Origin of the sequence: Acinetobacter sp. NIPH 817 (assembly GCF_000368405.1) — a bacterium.
Classification (GTDB): Bacteria; Pseudomonadota; Gammaproteobacteria; order Pseudomonadales; family Moraxellaceae; genus Acinetobacter.
This window is the reverse complement of the sequence record NZ_KB849419.1, coordinates 366,065-382,409: the sequence shown is the minus strand read 5'-3', so window position 1 is coordinate 382,409 and position 16,345 is coordinate 366,065. Positions and strand designations below refer to the sequence as shown.

Genomic DNA, 16,345 nt, shown 5'->3' with positions numbered 1-16,345 from the left:
ATTGAAGATGTCTGAACTGCACATGCAATGAACCGGTTGTGCAAATATCGAAAAACAAAGGATGGACAATGAAAAATTTTAAAAACAAAGTCGCTGCAATTACGGGCGCAGGTTCTGGCATTGGGCAACAGCTAGCAATTCTTTTGGCAAAACAGGGCTGCCATCTTTCGTTGAGTGATATTAATGAAAAAGGATTACAACAAACTGTCGAGCTTTTAAAACCGTACAGCAATATTACGGTTACTACCAAAAAGCTTGATGTGTCGGATCGTGAAGCTGTAAAGCAGTGGGCACAAGAAACTGTACAAGATCATGGTTCTGTTAACCTGATTTTTAACAATGCTGGTGTTGCGTTAGGCTCAACTGTCGAAGGTGCAACCTACGAAGATTTAGAGTGGATTGTTGGGATTAACTTCTGGGGTGTGGTGTACGGAACTAAAGAGTTTTTACCGTTCATTAAGCAAACTCAAGATGGGCACATTATTAACATCTCGAGCCTATTTGGTTTAACTGCTCAACCGACTCAATCTGGTTATAACGCGACTAAATTTGCTGTACGTGGTTTTACTGAATCATTACGCCAAGAGTTAGATATTGAAAAAAGTGGCGTAAGCTCGTTGTGCGTACATCCGGGCGGAATCCGCACCAACATTGCTAAATCTGCAAAAATGAGTGATAGCTTGAATAGTTTGGGTATGGATCCGACGAAATCAATTCAAAACTTTGACAAGCTACTACGTACCCCACCTGAAGAAGCAGCTCGTCAAATTTTACAAGCGGTATTAAAAAATAAACGCCGTTTATTGATTGGTAGTGATGCAAAAATTCTTGATGCATTCCAGCGTTTATTCCCAACAGGATATCAACGTGCTTCAACCATTGTGACCAAATTAATGAAATAATTTTTTAACGAAAAAAGCCATCAAATGATGGCTTTTTTTATGTGGTCTAGTTAGTTCTAAATAAGAACTTTGATCTTCTTTTTCTTCCAGATAAATTGGTAATACAAGCCTTGAATAATACATAAACTAACGAATGCCAAGGCATAGGCAACCCAGATCCCTTTAAGCCCCCACATTGAGCTAAACCAGTAAGCACATGGAATTTCAATAAACAAAATAGCAGAAATATTAATGAGCATCGGGACAGTCACAGTTCCACTGGCACGCATGATAGATGCAAAAATGGCACCCGCACCAAAGAATAAAATTGCCCAAAGCACAATAAATAAAAGTTGCTGCCCTAACACGACTACAGTTGGGTCTGTAATGAATAAAGCCATTAAATATTTTGAAAATAGATAGCCAAGTGCAATTAAGGTACCTGTAAATAAAAAGTTCATTCCCAAAGCTGTGCGGGTTACTCGTGCTAACAGATCTGATTTGCCAGCACCAATCGCTTGTGCTGCAAAAATTGAAGCTGCAATTGAGATTGATAAGGCAGGGAACTGGATGTAATTGAGCACCTGATTTACCGCACCATACGCTGCTGTTGCATGCGATCCGTAATGGTTAACCAACCCAACAATAACCAAGCCAGCCATTGAGGTGGTAATCATTTGAATACCAGTTGGGACACCTAAGCGTAAAATGATTTTGCTTAGTTCTGGATTGTGACGGATATGTTGCAGAAGCTGACGATTCGGCCGAAGTGGATGATTTTTCTTGTTCAGATAAATTGCCAGAAAAATTAAGATAGCAACATAACCCGTGATCGTTGCAATTGCTGGAGCAATAATTCCTAGGGCGGGTAAGCCAAAATAACCTTTAAGCAATATCGGGGTAATCACTAAGCCAATCACACTGGTTAAAGCCAATGCAAGTAAAGGCGTGGTACTGTCGCCTACACCACGTAAAATTGAGGTATAAATAATATAAACAAACAGAAGCGGGCTACCCGCCAGCATCCATTGCACATAAGGCAAAGCAAGATGCATTACCTTTGGATCTGTGCCCAATAACTCTAAAATATCGTGGGCAAAAAACACACCGATAATCGCAGTAATTACCCCACCAATCAGTGTCATAAACAGGGTGGAACCGACCACACTTTGGACTTTTTCTATATTTTGTGCGCCCCACGCTTGCCCTACTAAAACTGTAGTACCTGTTGAAATCCCGATAATAAAAGCGAGAAGCAAGAATAAAATAGGGAAAAAAACCGAGACGGCAGCAATCGCATCAACTCCCATCATTTGGCCAACAAAGATGGTGTTAATCGTTCCCGACAAGTTTTGCAAAATATTGGTTGCAATGAGAGGGAGCAAGAAAACGAAAAACGTTTTCCATAGATTTTGCTGGTGAATTAAAGACTGTCTTGGTGGCATGTGTTCTCCATCGCCCATCTCTTTGATGAGCGGGGCAGACATTCAACTTAGCATATTTAGGTGAAATTTCTTGTAGTGTTTTACTATGCTAAGTTTCTAAATTTATTAACATTCATTCAAGATTTCTCCTGCTTTTTGCAATGTCTCATCATTTTTAGCAAAGCAGAATCGAATCAGACGTAAAGACTCGGGCGCTTGCTGATAGAAAACTGAAACAGGAATAGCCACAATTTTATGTTGCTCCGCAAGAAACTGGCACATTTCTACATCGTTTAAGTCAGGTCTAATCTGACTGTAATCAAGATTTTGGAAATAAGTACCTTGAGATGGTTTTAGTAAAAAACGGCTATTGTGAATTGCTTGATTAAAACGATCTCGCTTAGTTTGGTAAAACTGCGAAAGCTCTTGAATATGTTCCGGATGTTGCTCCATATATTGCGCTAGGGCAATCTGACAAGGTGTCGTGCCACAGAAATTCGCATATTGGTAAATCTGGCGAAATAAACGCATTAGCTCAGGTGAAGCAACACAATAACCTGTTTTCCAGCCCGTCACATGAAAGGTTTTGCAAAAAGACCCAATCACAAAACTACGCTCTCTGAGTTCTGGAAAATGCAAAGCACTGAAGTGTTGTTGACCATCAAAGACTAAATGTTCATAGACTTCATCGGATAAAACCACAATGTTTTTATCTTGAATCAGTGCAATAAGCTCTAACCAATCCTGTTTTGCCCAGATGGTACCTGTTGGATTATGGGGAGTATTCACCACAATCATACGGGTTTTGTCATTAATCAAATCTTTAACTTGCTGCCAGTTCACCTTAAAGTCAGGTGCCTCAAGTGCAATATGAACTGCTTTACCCCCTGCTAACTGCACAGAAGGGCCGTAGCTGTCGTAACTTGGGTCAAAAATAATGACTTCATCACCTGCATTGATGCAGGCCTGTATGGCACAAAAAATTGCAATGGTTGCGCCGGGAGTAATCGTGATTTGCGTTACAGGATCAAGTTGAAGTTGGTCACGTTGCTGAAATTGTAAAGCGAGCTGTTCCCGTAAACCGAGAATACCATCGCCGGGTGGATATTGATTATGCCCAGCTAAAGTCGCCTGAGATAAAGCTTCCAGTAAGGCTTGTGGCGCCGGAAAATCTGGAAAGCCTTGCGACAGGTTAAGAGCACCTAAACGATGTGCCATTGCCGTCATGGTACTAAAAATAGTCACACCTTGAGTGGCTAATTTTGACTGTAGCTGTAGCATATTGTTCTCTTATTAAAAATATTTAAAGTTATAAAATTGATTCGATCACTGCCCGAATTACACCGAGGGTTAAACCAATAAATGCACCGACTACAACGCCATTTACTCGGATCATATGTAGGTCGCCACCGACTTCATTTTCAATTTTTCCGATCATTTCACGTGAATCCCATTCATGAATACGCTCGCTCACATAACGGATAATTTTATGGCTATATTGATCTGTAAAAGTCAGCGCAAGTCCTGTCATTTCTTTGTTCAACACTTCACGTACTTTGGCATTTTGAACAAGATTTTCACCCAGTTGCTGAATAGCAGCTCTTAGGTTCATTGCAATGCCAGAGTCTTTTTTCATTAAATCTTCTTTAATGGCATTACATAAAATCGTAACAGCGCCACTGATAAAATTGAGAACTTGAGGGCTATCTAGAAGGGCATCTTTACCGCTGTTGAGACGTTGGCTAGCAACGCTGTCTGGTTTTGCCAGCTCAAGCATGAGAGAGTGGGCAATGGTTTCAATTTCTTGTCGCCATGGGTGTTCAGGGTCTGCCAGCATCGATTCTACTTTTTCAACCAGTGAATCGATGGTACGTTGTTGAACATCAATACCAATCCAGCTTGCGCCTTTTGCAAGTGACCAGACACCAAGTGCTTTAAACATTTTTCGGGTTAATTCACGGGTTTTATCTGGGTTTTGTACCACCCATTCATGAGCGATATCGAGTCCACGCTGTAAGACGTCTTGGTGGAAATCATTTTCCAATACCGCGCGTAGCATTTCACTTGCGAGTTTATTGACCTCAGTATTACGCACCCATTGCACACTATTGTTTTGCACAAAATTGGCAATTTGATCTTGGCTAACAAACTCAAAAATTTTCGGTACGGTTTGCTGAATGAGCTGCACCACTTGGGTATTGTTTTGTGGGCTTGCTAACCATTGACCAATTGCAAGGCTTAAGTCAGTTTTTTCTAAGCTTCGTTCGACTACTTGAGGTGAAAGAAAATTTTCTTGTACAAAACGGCCCATTGACTCTGCAATGCGAGCTTTGTTGCGCGGAATAATTTCGGTGTGGTCGCGTAAAAACTTAGGAATGGGTAACTTACCAAATGGGTTCCGAAACAGAACCGTAATCGCGTACCAGTCGGCTAAACCACCGACTACACCGGCTTCTGCCCCTAACATTAAAATATGAATAAAACCTGTGTACTCTGGCAGAAAACGATCAGCCACCATCAGTGCAATCCACAGCACAACGACAATAATAAGCGCCAGAGTAGCAAAATATTTACTACGTTTAAGACTGGGCACGTGGTGAACTTCTTCTGCCATGTTCATAAATTTATCCTATTCATTTTTGTTTTACTGGAGGCTCAGGCGGTGGCAACAGCTCTCCTGTCGGACTCAATCCATATTTTTGTCCGATTGATTTCAAGATCAAGGTTGCATCAAAAGCATCCTGTGGAGCCTGCTTTTGATCCCGATAACATTCAATAGTATACGACACTTGAACAGGGTCGATATTGACCACTTGTGGGTAATCATAGAACGGATCATGCCAGAAACCTGGGTAGCGACGACCATAACCATATGGGTAAAAGCTTGGAGCTGATGGATAAACCACAGCCTGACGTGGCGGTTTCTGGCTCTGATTACTTGGATCATTTTGCACTTTAAAAAAGCGGAAACCTTTTTGTATCGTCGTTTGTGCCGCTTTCACTAAGGTAATTTCTTCAGCTCTGCCATAACTCATATTGGGGTCGGCTTGAAAACTAATACGGAACGTTTGGGCATTTAGAGGATATGCTGAAAACTGGCCAAGCTGATCAAAGGTTCTTGGTTTACTTGGAGTCGTTGCACACGCAGTTAAAGTTAAGGCAGTGCCTAAGGCTAAACAAAGAGAGAGATATTTCATGATGAACTCCCAGCTGAGCATTAAAAAATAGATGACTCAGCATTAAAAATTAAGAAGTTTTAAAAACTACTGTTCGGTTCTAATAAAAATTCGGTTTCCTCTGGCGTGGAAACACGTCCGAGAATAGTATTTCGATGAGGATAGCGTCCAAAGCGATCAATAATAACTTTATGCTTTTTCTCAAAACTTAAATTAATTTCATTGCCAAGGCGTTGAAAGAGTTTCAAGGCAAACTCATGAATCAATTTTGATTCACTATGCATAAACGGCATATATAAAAAAGAACGTTGCTCTGGATTAAGCTGTGCATCGAGTTGCAAGCTAATCGTTTCTTGTGCCAAAGCTAATGCCAAGCTGTCGTAGGCAAAAGATTGGGGTTGATCACGATAAATGTTGCGAGAAAACTGGTCTAGTACAATAATCTCTGCCAGACGGCCTTCAGCTGTTTTTCGCCAAGACCAGAGTTCTGCTTGAGTTGCCTGTCGATGAACGTCAGAAAAAGTTTCACGAATTTTTTTGTCAAAATCATCACTTTTTGCAAACCAAAGTGAACGGTGTTCAGGAGAAAACCAAAAGTTTAAAATGTCTTGTTCGTTCATGATATTGACAACTCTTTAGCAATTATTCTTCAATAAAATCACAATTCTTTCGTGTCTTAAATAACAAGATTGTGATAAAAATTGCCAAACTGGAATGATGTGAGTATATAAATAGCCGTATCATCTCACGATTTTGTATATAGTGATCTTTAATAAGCGAGCAAATGCATGAGTCAACCCACTACACCCTCTCAATCAGTTATTCCTGCTTGGGTGGATTCGTCGCTACTACAAGGCATGTTACGTGGAATAGAGCGTGAAAGCCTACGTATGCAAAGTAATGGGTTCTTATCACAAGAGTTACATCCAAAGGCATTGGGTTCGGCTTTAACACATCCACAAATTACGACTGATTATTCAGAAGCATTAATGGAGTTTATTACATCACCTAAGCCAACCATTGGTGAAGCTTTGAATGAGCTTACCGATATTCATGCGGTTGTGCATCGTCATTTAGAAAATGGTGAGAAACTCTGGCCGCTGTCTATGCCATGTATGTTAGATGACAATGAAGAACGGATTCGTCTAGCACAATACGGCACCTCTAATATTGGTCGTTTTAAAACACTATACCGCCGTGGGCTGGGAATTCGATATGGTCGCCGTATGCAAACCATTTCAGGTGTGCATTACAATTTATCTTTTCCAGATACACTTTTTGCTGAGCTACAAGCTCATGAAACTGACGAACAATTAAAATCATTAAGTTTGCAGGATTATCGTAGCCATCGTTATTTTGGTCTTATTCGTAATTTTATCCGTTTAACACCGTTAGTTATGTTTTTAGTGGGTGCCAGCCCAACAGTATGTCGTTGTTTCTTAACTGGACATAAACATCAGTTGTTGCCTTTAATCAAAGGTTCATACTATTTACCGTATGCTACAGCTTTGCGCATGGGACGATTGGGCTATCAAAACTCAGCCCAAAAAAGTTTAGGTATTCACTACAACAATTTGACTGGTTATCTGGATGGTTTACAAAAAGCCGTTCATTCTCCTTACCCGCCATTTAGCCGTTTAGGGTTAAATGATGCCTCTGGTGAGCCGTTGCAAATCAATGATCATGTTTTGCAAATTGAGAATGAATATTACAGTCTTGTACGTCCAAAACAGGTGCCTCAAAAAGGTGAAACACCGTCTCAAGCCTTGAAAAATCGAGGGGTGGGATATGTTGAGTTACGTGCTGTTGATGTAAACCCATATTCGGCAATTGGTGTTGATGAAACAACGGCAGGCTTCCTTGAAGTGTTAGCACTTTATTGTTTGCTAAGTGATAGCCCAGAGCTATTAGGCCCTGAGCAAGACTTGGTTGAGAAAAATCAGACCGAGGTGGTAAACCGAGGTCGAGCGCCGAACGCAACCATTACTGATTTAACAGGGTCATATCATATCGAAGATTGGGCACGTTTATATATTGCAAAAATGCAAGATTGTGCACAGCTACTCGATCAGACCTACGCAACGGACTTGTATGGTTCAGCATTAGCGATCATGCAAGCACGAATTGATGAAGTTGATGAGACTTTATCTGCCCATGTTATTGACGATACGTTAAAACATGGTGGAACTTGGAGTTTTGGTAGCCACATGGCGCAATTACATGCTGAAAGTTATGAAGAGCATGAGCTTAGTGTGGAAACCTTGAAACATTTTGAACAATTGGCTGCACAGTCGTTACAGCAGCAAGAACAACTTGAGCAAGATACTCAGGTCAGTTTTGATCAATATCTTGAACAATATCGATAATAAAACGAGGTTTTACATGCGATTAAGTTACCGTTTGGTGAGTGGATTACTTGTTTTAGCAAGTATTGTCGGCATGTCTTTTGCGTTGTATCTGGAACATGTAAAAGGTTTAGAGCCATGTCCGCTCTGTATTTTTCAACGTGTTGGCTTAATGGCGATGGGTTTTGTGGCGCTCGTCGCTTTTTTGCATAACCCAGTTTCCAATGCGATTAAACGCTTTTATGCTTTTTTGGCTGGCATCGCAATTTTATGGTCAGTCGGCGTGGCAGGGCGTCATGTGTGGATACAGCATCTACCAGCAGATCAAGTACCGAGTTGTGGACCGGGTTTAAATTATTTAATTGATGCTTTACCTATGAAAGCAGTTTTGCAAGAAGTGCTTTCTGGTTCAGGTGAGTGTGCAGCTATTGACTGGACCTTTTTAGGTCAGTCTTTACCAGTTTGGTCGTTGGTTTATTTCCTTTTACTCTTACTGGTCTGTTTATGGCAGTTATTCCGTTTTTATCCAGTGTTTAAGACTGCTAAAAAGTAAGTTTAAACAGATTAAAAAAAGCTCAATATTATGTTGGGCTTTTTTTATTGTTTTAGAATTAATCAAACTATAAAAAAACAAATTGAAAAAAAGAATAATGATATAGACAGATAGGTCTGTTTTTTATAAAGTGCAGCCGTTTATATATCCTTATGATTATAAAAAATGTTTTTTAATATCTTTAATGTTTTAGAAAAAATAGGGTTAAGTGCACAGAAACGCGCGATTCACGTGCAATTTTCTAATGAACTACTCAATAACCAAATTTTTTTACAGCGTATCGAAGGCCAACACCAGCTAAATGGGGGAATTGAAGCTGAGTTAATTTGTCTTTCGACGAGTGCCCAAATTGCATTGAAGCAGTTTATAGGGGTACAGGTTGCTGTTGATCAGGTCACTGATGCAGGTCAATTATTTCGAACTACAGGTATTGTGACCGAAGCTAGTTATGGTCAGAGTGATGGCGCATTAACGCTTTATAAACTGACCTTAAAAGATGCGACAAATTTATGGTACAAGCGCCGTAATAGTCGTGTTTTTATGAATAAAAGTATCGTAGAAATTACCGAAGTTCTATTTAAAGAGTGGCAAGAAAAAAGTTCACTGTTTGCTGCGAGTTTAAGTCTTGACTTGGGTGGGTTAAGTCAAAACTATGATATTCGACCTTTCACCATGCAACACAATGAGACTGACTATGATTTTCTTACGCGCTTATGGCGAAGTGAAGGTGTTAGTTGGCTCATTGATGAGTTAGAGCTTTTTGTTCCGCATTTTACTGCGCCAATACAAGCTCAAAAACTAAGATTAATTGATGACAATAGCCAGTATCAGGCTTTAGCGCGTCGTAGTATTCGCTATCACAGAAGTAGCGCAACTGAATATCAAGATAGCATTACTGGTTTTGTTGCAGTACGAAGTTTGCAACCGACAGCGGTACATGTACAGCGCTGGCAACCCGATGCCCTTGCACAAGAAGAAGGTGTAGGTTCAGTTATTACTACACACATACATTCAGAGCAGTTTGATTCAGCGAGTTTGAGCCTTGAACAAGCATGGCACATGAGCCCAGCTTGGATGCAAGATTTAAAAGGGGAAGATCAGGCTACTGCTTCAAGTGGTAATCAGCTAGAGAAATTAAATCAGCACTTCACGAATATGTATGCGAGTCAGGCCAAATACTTTAAGGCCTATAGTAGTGTCCGTGATAGCCAAGTTGGTTATTGGTTTAATCTACAGGAGCATCCTGAAATTGATCAGCATGATGGGGCTGATCAAGAGTTCCTGATTATTGCTAAAAATTTCTATAACCAAAATAACCTACCGAAAGATTTGCATCAGCATGTTAGCCAGTTGTTAACCCAAAGTCGTTGGGATAAACATGGTTATGATGATATTGAGCGTCAAGGTAATGAGCTGACCTTAATACGCCGTCAAATTAAAACTGCACCTGAATATAATCCAGAACAGCACCGACCAATTGTTTACCCACAAAGAGCGAAAGTCGTGGGGCCAGAGGGAGAGACTATTCATGTCGATGAATGGGGGCGTATCAAAGTACGTTTTCTATTTACCCGTAGTGATGATCATGGACATGACGGTGGTGCAGGTAGCAATGACAACGACACTGACTCGGCTTGGGTTGATGTACTGACTCCTTGGGCTGGCGAAGGTTATGGAGCACGGTTTTTACCACGTATTGGTGAAGTGGTTGTCATAGACTTCTTTGATGGCAATATTGACCGTCCATTCGTGACAGGGCGTATCCATGAAGCGCAGCGTTCGCCAACCAAGTTCGATGTAAAAGGGCAGCTTCCTGATACTAAAAAACTAAGCGGGATTCGCAGTCAGGAAATCAGCGGTAGTGGTTTTAACCAATTACGCTTTGATGACACAACCGGACAAATCAGTACTCAACTACAAAGTAGTCATGCGGCAACACAGCTGAATTTGGGTAATTTAAGCCATCCGAAAGAACAAGAGGCGAGCCAAGGTCGAGGGGAAGGCTTTGAGTTGAGAACAGACGCTTGGGGAGCTGTGCGTGCGGGTAAAGGCATGCTCATTAGTACCTATGCACAAGAGCAGGCGATTGCAGACCATTTAGAGGCAGCACAAGCACAATCTTTACTTTCACAAGGTTATGACAGCATGAAAATGCTCAGTGAGGTTGCGGCCAAGCAACAAACTGATGCTTTGAATGTGATTAATCGATTACCCAAATTTATCCAGTCTCTTGAGCTAAAAACCACAGGGCAGGCATTAAATAGTACGGTAAACCTATTTAAGGAAGGCATTAATAACGACCCTATTCACGCATTAAAAGACTGTGGCGGCTTTATCCAAGATATTGGCGCACTAGGCGGCAATGCAAAAGGCGTTGTAGATGAATTTAATGCTTTCTTTACCGATGCCAAAGATGCAGTAGAAAATTTAAAAGCGTTCATCGAAAACATTGAAGAACATGGAGCTGACATCGTTAAAGGTAAACTTGCCAGCATTAAAGATCGCATTCATAAAAAACCATTTGAGAGTATTCAAGAGGTCGGAAAAGTCTTAGCCAATGTTGAGACCAAAGACTTTGACATGATGAGTGTATGTGGAACGTTTAGTAAAGGCAGTAAATTAGAAGTATCACCTTCTAAAGCATTAAGTTCTTTGCAAGGCTTTATGGAAGGTTATACCCAAGGTTTAGAAAGCAGTTCCGATACTCAACAGCAAGAACAAGGCAAAATTTTTAGACAAGCGCTTATGTTATTAGCATCGCCAAATGGCATTGCCTTGACGACACCTGAAAATATTATTTTGCAAGCTTCACAAGATATTGCTGAAAGTGCCAGCGGTTCAATTAATTTAAGCGCACAGAAAAATATTATTGGGCATGCACAAGACAAAATTAGTTTGTTTGCCGCGCAAAAGGGTTTCCGCGCTTATGCAGCAAAAGGAAAGCTCGAACTACAAGCGCAAGATGATGCTATTGAAGCGATTGCCAAGAAGGTCATTAAGCTCATTTCTACAGAAGAAAAAATCGAGCTTACCAGTCCAAAAGAAATTGTATTAACAGCAGGTGGGTCGCAGCTCAAAATTAATGCGGATGGCGTATTTTCAACAACAGGCGGTAAGTTTAAAAGTAAAGCTGGGCAGCATTTGTTTATGGGTGGGGCAACAGTAAATGCTGAGTTGCCGAAAATGCCGGCAACAGGGATGTACAGTATGAGATTTGATTTAAGTGAGATATTTGATACTAAGATATTAAAAAATATGAAATATAAACTGATTAATCACTCTAAGAAAATCGAAGCTGTATATGAATTTGATCAAGAAAGCAGTGCGAGAGTTTATAGTGACTCTATTGATAATGTAGAACTCGCTTTAGTACCAGGAGCTTATTTAACAGAAATTAAAGAGCTAATTCCTGAACAGGAAGCTGAACCACTAGATGGTGACGAGATCAATGGCTGTGGGTGTGGAATTGACCATGAACATACACATAATGATTAGGAGAATTAATGATGTTTAATAAACAAAATATAGCTTGCCTCTTTTTGGTTTTATTTTCACTGAAAAGTTATGCAAAAGAAGATTTTAATCTTATTTCGCAGTGTACAGACGAATATGAGACAAGTTGTAATGTTGTGCTAACAGTAAATGGTAAAAAAAGTATTTTATTACGTAATATAAAATCACCAAATATTGAAAAAGTTAGTGAAGACATCTTTCATGTAGTAAGTTCATGTGGCTCACCTTGTGTAGGGCATTACTTTATTGGAAAACATGAGGAAGACTATACTGAGGAGTTGATTAGTTTTGATATTAAGTCTAAATGTATTATAGAAAGTGATAGTCGTAAAAAGAAAATATATGCAAAAAAGATGTTCACTAATAATAGAAAAATTTTAATAGACCTAAGTGATAAGAAATTCAATATTCTTCCATCAAAATTTAATTATTACAGTGATTTTAGTGAGATGTCTAAATTTGATAATGCTGGAGATCTTAATTTAATTGCAAATGATTATGGTGAAATTCTGTTTAAAAAGAAAATCCAAAATCCTTGTGGAAGTAACAGTAAATGAGTTATTCAGAAGAATTTATAAAGTTCGTTGGGACGGTGGCAGGAGAGGCTGGAGGATGTAGTCCAACCACTTGGAAAGTTGTGGCACACTGTATAAAAAATAGGATTGGTTTTGGAGAATGGATTAATGCAAGAAATGTCAGTGATATTTTAAAAAAGAATTTCGATGCTATTACTGATAAAAATCCACCTTTTAAAAAAGCTGTGACAGAAATGCATTCTGGGAATATATCTGATCATACGCAAGATATTATTGAAGCAATATCAGCAATTTATCAGGGACAGGAGGAGGATATAACAAATGGAGTTGTATTATATTTTAGCCCTAAAGCTCAAGCAGCTTTACATAAGAAAAATCCAGAAAAATATACTTCACTAGTTCCAGATTTTGCTAAAAGTCCCTTGACTGAAGAAGTAAAACTAAAAGGAACAGAAAATGATGATATGCGTTGGTATAGATATAAAGGCACATCACGTTTCTATGTCCAATTTGTTGATAGAAGTGCGAATGTACTTGTTAAGTCTAGTGTAAGTATTGGGTACAAGAAAACAAAAGCAGTACCAGCGTTAAGTAATTTGGTTACTAATAATCAAGGTAAAATTAGATCATTTCTTGTGCAAGATGGTTGGGGAGCAAGATTTACTATTGATGGTATTCAAGTAGTTGATAATAACAATAAAGAAGTTTTATTAATTGCTGATGGGAAAAATCATTCTTCGGTTATAGTCGTTGCAAGTGGTAGTAGTGGAGTAAAATCTCAAACTGATATACATAACCAACAGGCATCACCTAGTCAAAAGCAAGAATCTATAAAAAAAGATACTCAAGCTGAAGTAAATAATGAAAAAAACACAGAAGTCGGAGAGAAGGATACTAAACAAAAAAACGTTAATTTTAGTATTAAGATCATAGATAGCGAAAATAAGGTAATTCCAAATTTTTCTTACTTTCTGAAATATAAAAATGCTGAAAAGCAGCATAATGTGGGCGCTAATGGTATTGAAAATAACTTAGCAGCATTAAGTGGTGAAGAAATTGTAGTCTTAATTAGTGGGCTGGACTCAAAACAAGAAATTATTCGTTTTACAGCACAAGAAGGTATGGGAGAAAAGACTGTAAAGCTTAATTTACATACTTTTAATATTTTGTTCAGACATAGCGATACAAAAAAACCTATAACAAATTTGAATTTAATTCAAAAATATAGAAACCAGATAAAGCAAAAAAAGACTGATGGTAATGGAAAGATAACTGTTAGTGCAATGCCAGGATTCGAACTAAATTATAAATTAAGAGATGAACGGAATTTATTAACTATCAAAGTTGATAAAAATAAATCACTTCGTGTTATCGATGTTGATTCCTCAGCAATAGAGCAAGCATCAAAAAATATAAAGACAGGGACTAAAGTTGTAGAAATATCTCAATCTAAACAACCAATTCCTTCAGCTAAACATAAGCGACCAGTTGATAAGCCAGTTGAAACTCATGACTCTACCCCTAAGAGAGATGAAAAAGTAAAAACCAGTACAGAAGGCCATCCTAAAACTATTGTTATAGATAATAGTGATATAGAGTTTAAAATTTTAACTTATGACAAAATAACTAAGCAATTAGTTAGTAATTGTGAATATATAATTGAGTATAAAGGAAATAAAAACTCTCATATAAGCGGTGTTAGCGGTCTAGGTACAAAAATACATAAGGGTCAAGCCGGACAAACAATAAAAATATTTGAAAATACTAACCTATTGACCCAAGTAGTATTACAAAAAGATATGAAACCTATATCTATTAATGTTAATAAATCAGATTCATCTCAACTAAAATTTAGTGGAGTGGATTGGTGTAGCTTGTTCTTACAAAGTAATAGCTTAAGTGATTTAGCTGAGCCTTTCAGAACAAACGCCACAAAATTTATTAATGGTATGAAAAATGCTGGTATTGGTGTTGTGATTAATACAACTTGGCGTCCTGATAAAAGAAGTTATTTAATGTATTACTCTACAGCGATAGCTAGGGGAGAAATTGCTGTAGATAAAGTACCTCGTTTCCCTGGAGTAAATATTGATTGGACACATAATGGAAATAAAACTGAAGCAGTAAAAGCCGCAAAAGCAATGTATCAAAAATATGGTATAGGTAAGAATCCTGTGGGCAAACCAGGATCCTCAAACCATAACAGTAAAATGGCGGTAGATATGAGAATATCTAATTATATTGGAAAGGTTGTTGTTATTGATGGTGAAAGTATAAAAATTACAAGTTGGGCAACATTAACGCAATTAGGCAAAAAACATGGTGTTATTTGGTATGGCAGCAAAGATACACCTCATTGGTCACACACAGGTAGGTAGGTAAAAGTGATTTACAAAATATTAATAGGTATGTGTTTATTGGGCTTAAGTGCTTGTGATACTAAACATTTGAGTGATATTACTCATGCTAAACCTATTGAACCGCAAAAAATAGAAGAGAAGTCACAAGAAAATCTACCTACAGTAGAGAAATTGAAGATTAGTAAGGATATTAAGGAAAAACTAGACAATAAAATTTATTTATTATTAGATCCTGATGAAGGATGTATTATAAGTGAAAAACCTCTTAATAAAGATATAGTAATTATTTATAAAGATGATGAAAAAATTAAATATGATATCGTAACACCAGTATTGAAAAATGATGATTCTGATTGTGTTTCAAAATTAACTATTGTTACAGATGAGCCTAACTATTTTTATAATATTAATATAAGAAGTAAGGATTTAGTTCGAGGCTATGGCTTTGAATTAAATAAGGATCAGATTTTATATAAAAATAATAAAATTAGAGGAGTTGATTTGATCGGCGATGGAATTCCTAACATTATAACTGAATGTTTTTCAAGTGAAGGTGCACATTTTAATATTTTTGGAGGGCACAATAATGAAGAAAAGTTGTTACATCGTTATACTTACCTAGATATGAACTTACAAGCATCATGCACTGAAAATGAAGAAATATATAGTAAAGGTTTGTTGGATTTAAGAAATAAATATAGAGAAAATTAATGAAAATTATCTGATAATATTCGTAATAAATGAAAATTTAATTTAAATAGTATAGGCACTTTTATTACTAAAAGTGCCTATACTATCTTTATTTAGTCTTTAGAAAGCTGATATAAACAATATTCATATCATAGTTTAGACCCAATTTAATGGTTTTAAATTGTTAATTTTCATATTTTTAATATTATTGCTATCCCCGTTAATTAAATAGGGGAGTTTGGCGCCCATCAAAATAGGTAAGTCATCTTCAATATCATCACTATATGTAGCAAACCAAGGTTGTTTGATATCAAGCTTATTCAATCTTCTTACTTTTTCTTCAGACCTACAATGTATCCCACTTATCCATCCTCCTAGTTTCTTTTGCAAAGGAGTACCAATAATTTGTACATCTAGATTGATGGACTCTAGTAAAACATTCGCTAACTTTTCTGGTGCAGCCGTGGCAATAAACACAATCCTTCCATGTGCTAAATGATCTTTAACTTCAGTTATTCCTTGCTCAAACCAATATAATGAATCAGAAGAAATATCTTTGATATTATTGGAAAAATTTTTAAAACTGTATTCTAATTCTTCTTCATTCACACCATACGTTGCAATCCACAAATACAATGAAGCACCTTTAGATTTATATTTCTTGAATTTCATAAGAGGTAAAGCAATCGGACTAACAATAATTGCAGCGATAAATCTGAGAAGATTAGATTTCAATTTATCTGTTAACCATGCCTTTGTAGAGTCACCCGAAAGTAATGTCCCATCCAAGTCAAAAACAACGATTTCCTTCATATATTTCTCTAAATTTAGTGATAGTGATAAGAATTAGTTTTTTAAAAGAAATAT

General features: G+C 37.8%; 13 protein-coding genes. 7 read left to right on the top strand and 6 right to left on the bottom strand.

What is annotated here, in order from left to right; all coding sequences use genetic code 11:
* Positions 1-68 precede the first annotated feature (68 nt).
* Complete coding sequence (locus tag F968_RS03145; RefSeq protein ID WP_004790118.1) at positions 69-902, top strand: SDR family NAD(P)-dependent oxidoreductase; 834 nt, start codon at positions 69-71, stop codon at positions 900-902.
* A gap of 56 nt (positions 903-958) precedes the next feature.
* Here F968_RS03145 and F968_RS03140 read toward each other — a convergent pair whose 3' ends face one another.
* From F968_RS03140 to F968_RS03120, 5 genes are all read right to left on the bottom strand, one after another.
* Positions 959-2,326, bottom strand: a complete 1,368-nt coding sequence (locus F968_RS03140) for an MATE family efflux transporter (protein ID WP_004790117.1) — start codon at positions 2,324-2,326, stop codon at positions 959-961.
* Positions 2,327-2,431: 105 nt separating this feature from the next.
* The gene (locus tag F968_RS03135; RefSeq protein WP_004790116.1) at positions 2,432-3,586 is read right to left on the bottom strand and encodes a pyridoxal phosphate-dependent aminotransferase; all 1,155 of its coding nucleotides are present in this window, start codon (positions 3,584-3,586) and stop codon (positions 2,432-2,434) included.
* 28 nt (positions 3,587-3,614) lie between these two features.
* Positions 3,615-4,925, bottom strand: a complete 1,311-nt coding sequence (locus tag F968_RS03130; protein WP_004790115.1) for a DUF445 domain-containing protein — start codon at positions 4,923-4,925, stop codon at positions 3,615-3,617.
* Between the two features lie 13 nt (positions 4,926-4,938).
* Positions 4,939-5,502 carry a CC0125/CC1285 family lipoprotein gene (locus F968_RS03125; protein ID WP_004790114.1) on the bottom strand — a complete coding sequence of 188 codons (564 nt, stop codon included), beginning with the start codon at positions 5,500-5,502 and terminating at the stop codon, positions 4,939-4,941.
* A gap of 59 nt (positions 5,503-5,561) precedes the next feature.
* Positions 5,562-6,101: a DUF924 family protein gene (locus tag F968_RS03120; protein ID WP_004790113.1), complete on the bottom strand. Its 540-nt coding sequence runs from the start codon at positions 6,099-6,101 to the stop codon at positions 5,562-5,564.
* A 168-nt stretch (positions 6,102-6,269) separates the two neighbouring features.
* Between F968_RS03120 and gshA the strand changes: the two genes are divergently transcribed.
* From gshA to F968_RS19525, 6 genes are all read left to right on the top strand, one after another.
* Complete coding sequence (gene gshA, locus F968_RS03115; protein WP_004790112.1) at positions 6,270-7,847, top strand: glutamate--cysteine ligase; 1,578 nt, start codon at positions 6,270-6,272, stop codon at positions 7,845-7,847.
* 16 nt (positions 7,848-7,863) lie between these two features.
* On the top strand, positions 7,864-8,379 hold the full coding sequence (locus tag F968_RS03110; protein WP_004790111.1) for a disulfide bond formation protein B: 516 nt from the start codon (positions 7,864-7,866) through the stop codon (positions 8,377-8,379).
* A gap of 165 nt (positions 8,380-8,544) precedes the next feature.
* Complete coding sequence (locus tag F968_RS03105) at positions 8,545-11,874, top strand: type VI secretion system Vgr family protein (RefSeq protein WP_004790110.1); 3,330 nt, start codon at positions 8,545-8,547, stop codon at positions 11,872-11,874.
* 11 nt (positions 11,875-11,885) lie between these two features.
* Positions 11,886-12,449, top strand: coding sequence for a hypothetical protein (locus F968_RS03100; protein ID WP_034596125.1), 564 nt, complete (start codon positions 11,886-11,888; stop codon positions 12,447-12,449).
* Positions 12,446-14,806: a hypothetical protein gene (locus F968_RS03095; protein ID WP_004790108.1), complete on the top strand. Its 2,361-nt coding sequence runs from the start codon at positions 12,446-12,448 to the stop codon at positions 14,804-14,806. Before F968_RS03100 ends, F968_RS03095 begins: the two co-directional genes overlap by 4 nt.
* A gap of 6 nt (positions 14,807-14,812) precedes the next feature.
* Positions 14,813-15,499 (top strand): hypothetical protein, encoded by a 687-nt coding sequence (locus tag F968_RS19525; protein ID WP_004790107.1) that lies wholly within the window; start codon positions 14,813-14,815, stop codon positions 15,497-15,499.
* A 135-nt stretch (positions 15,500-15,634) separates the two neighbouring features.
* Here F968_RS19525 and F968_RS03080 read toward each other — a convergent pair whose 3' ends face one another.
* Positions 15,635-16,291, bottom strand: coding sequence for a haloacid dehalogenase-like hydrolase (locus tag F968_RS03080; protein WP_004790106.1), 657 nt, complete (start codon positions 16,289-16,291; stop codon positions 15,635-15,637).
* Between the last annotated feature and the right edge of the window lie 54 nt (positions 16,292-16,345).

What these genes read in the sequence shown, in the direction of transcription:
- F968_RS03120 (WP_004790113.1), bottom strand. Translation starts at nt 6,101, where the DNA reads ATGAACGAACAAGACATTTTAAACTTTTGGTTTTCTCCTGAACACCGT.
- F968_RS03140 (WP_004790117.1), bottom strand. Translation starts at nt 2,326, where the DNA reads ATGCCACCAAGACAGTCTTTAATTCACCAGCAAAATCTATGGAAAACG.
- F968_RS03110 (WP_004790111.1), top strand. Translation starts at nt 7,864, where the DNA reads ATGCGATTAAGTTACCGTTTGGTGAGTGGATTACTTGTTTTAGCAAGT.
- F968_RS03105 (WP_004790110.1), top strand. Translation starts at nt 8,545, where the DNA reads ATGTTTTTTAATATCTTTAATGTTTTAGAAAAAATAGGGTTAAGTGCA.
- F968_RS03125 (WP_004790114.1), bottom strand. Translation starts at nt 5,502, where the DNA reads ATGAAATATCTCTCTCTTTGTTTAGCCTTAGGCACTGCCTTAACTTTA.
- F968_RS03130 (WP_004790115.1), bottom strand. Translation starts at nt 4,925, where the DNA reads ATGAACATGGCAGAAGAAGTTCACCACGTGCCCAGTCTTAAACGTAGT.
- F968_RS03135 (WP_004790116.1), bottom strand. Translation starts at nt 3,586, where the DNA reads ATGCTACAGCTACAGTCAAAATTAGCCACTCAAGGTGTGACTATTTTT.
- F968_RS03145 (WP_004790118.1), top strand. Translation starts at nt 69, where the DNA reads ATGAAAAATTTTAAAAACAAAGTCGCTGCAATTACGGGCGCAGGTTCT.
- F968_RS03100 (WP_034596125.1), top strand. Translation starts at nt 11,886, where the DNA reads ATGTTTAATAAACAAAATATAGCTTGCCTCTTTTTGGTTTTATTTTCA.
- gshA (WP_004790112.1), top strand. Translation starts at nt 6,270, where the DNA reads ATGAGTCAACCCACTACACCCTCTCAATCAGTTATTCCTGCTTGGGTG.
- F968_RS03080 (WP_004790106.1), bottom strand. Translation starts at nt 16,291, where the DNA reads ATGAAGGAAATCGTTGTTTTTGACTTGGATGGGACATTACTTTCGGGT.
- F968_RS03095 (WP_004790108.1), top strand. Translation starts at nt 12,446, where the DNA reads ATGAGTTATTCAGAAGAATTTATAAAGTTCGTTGGGACGGTGGCAGGA.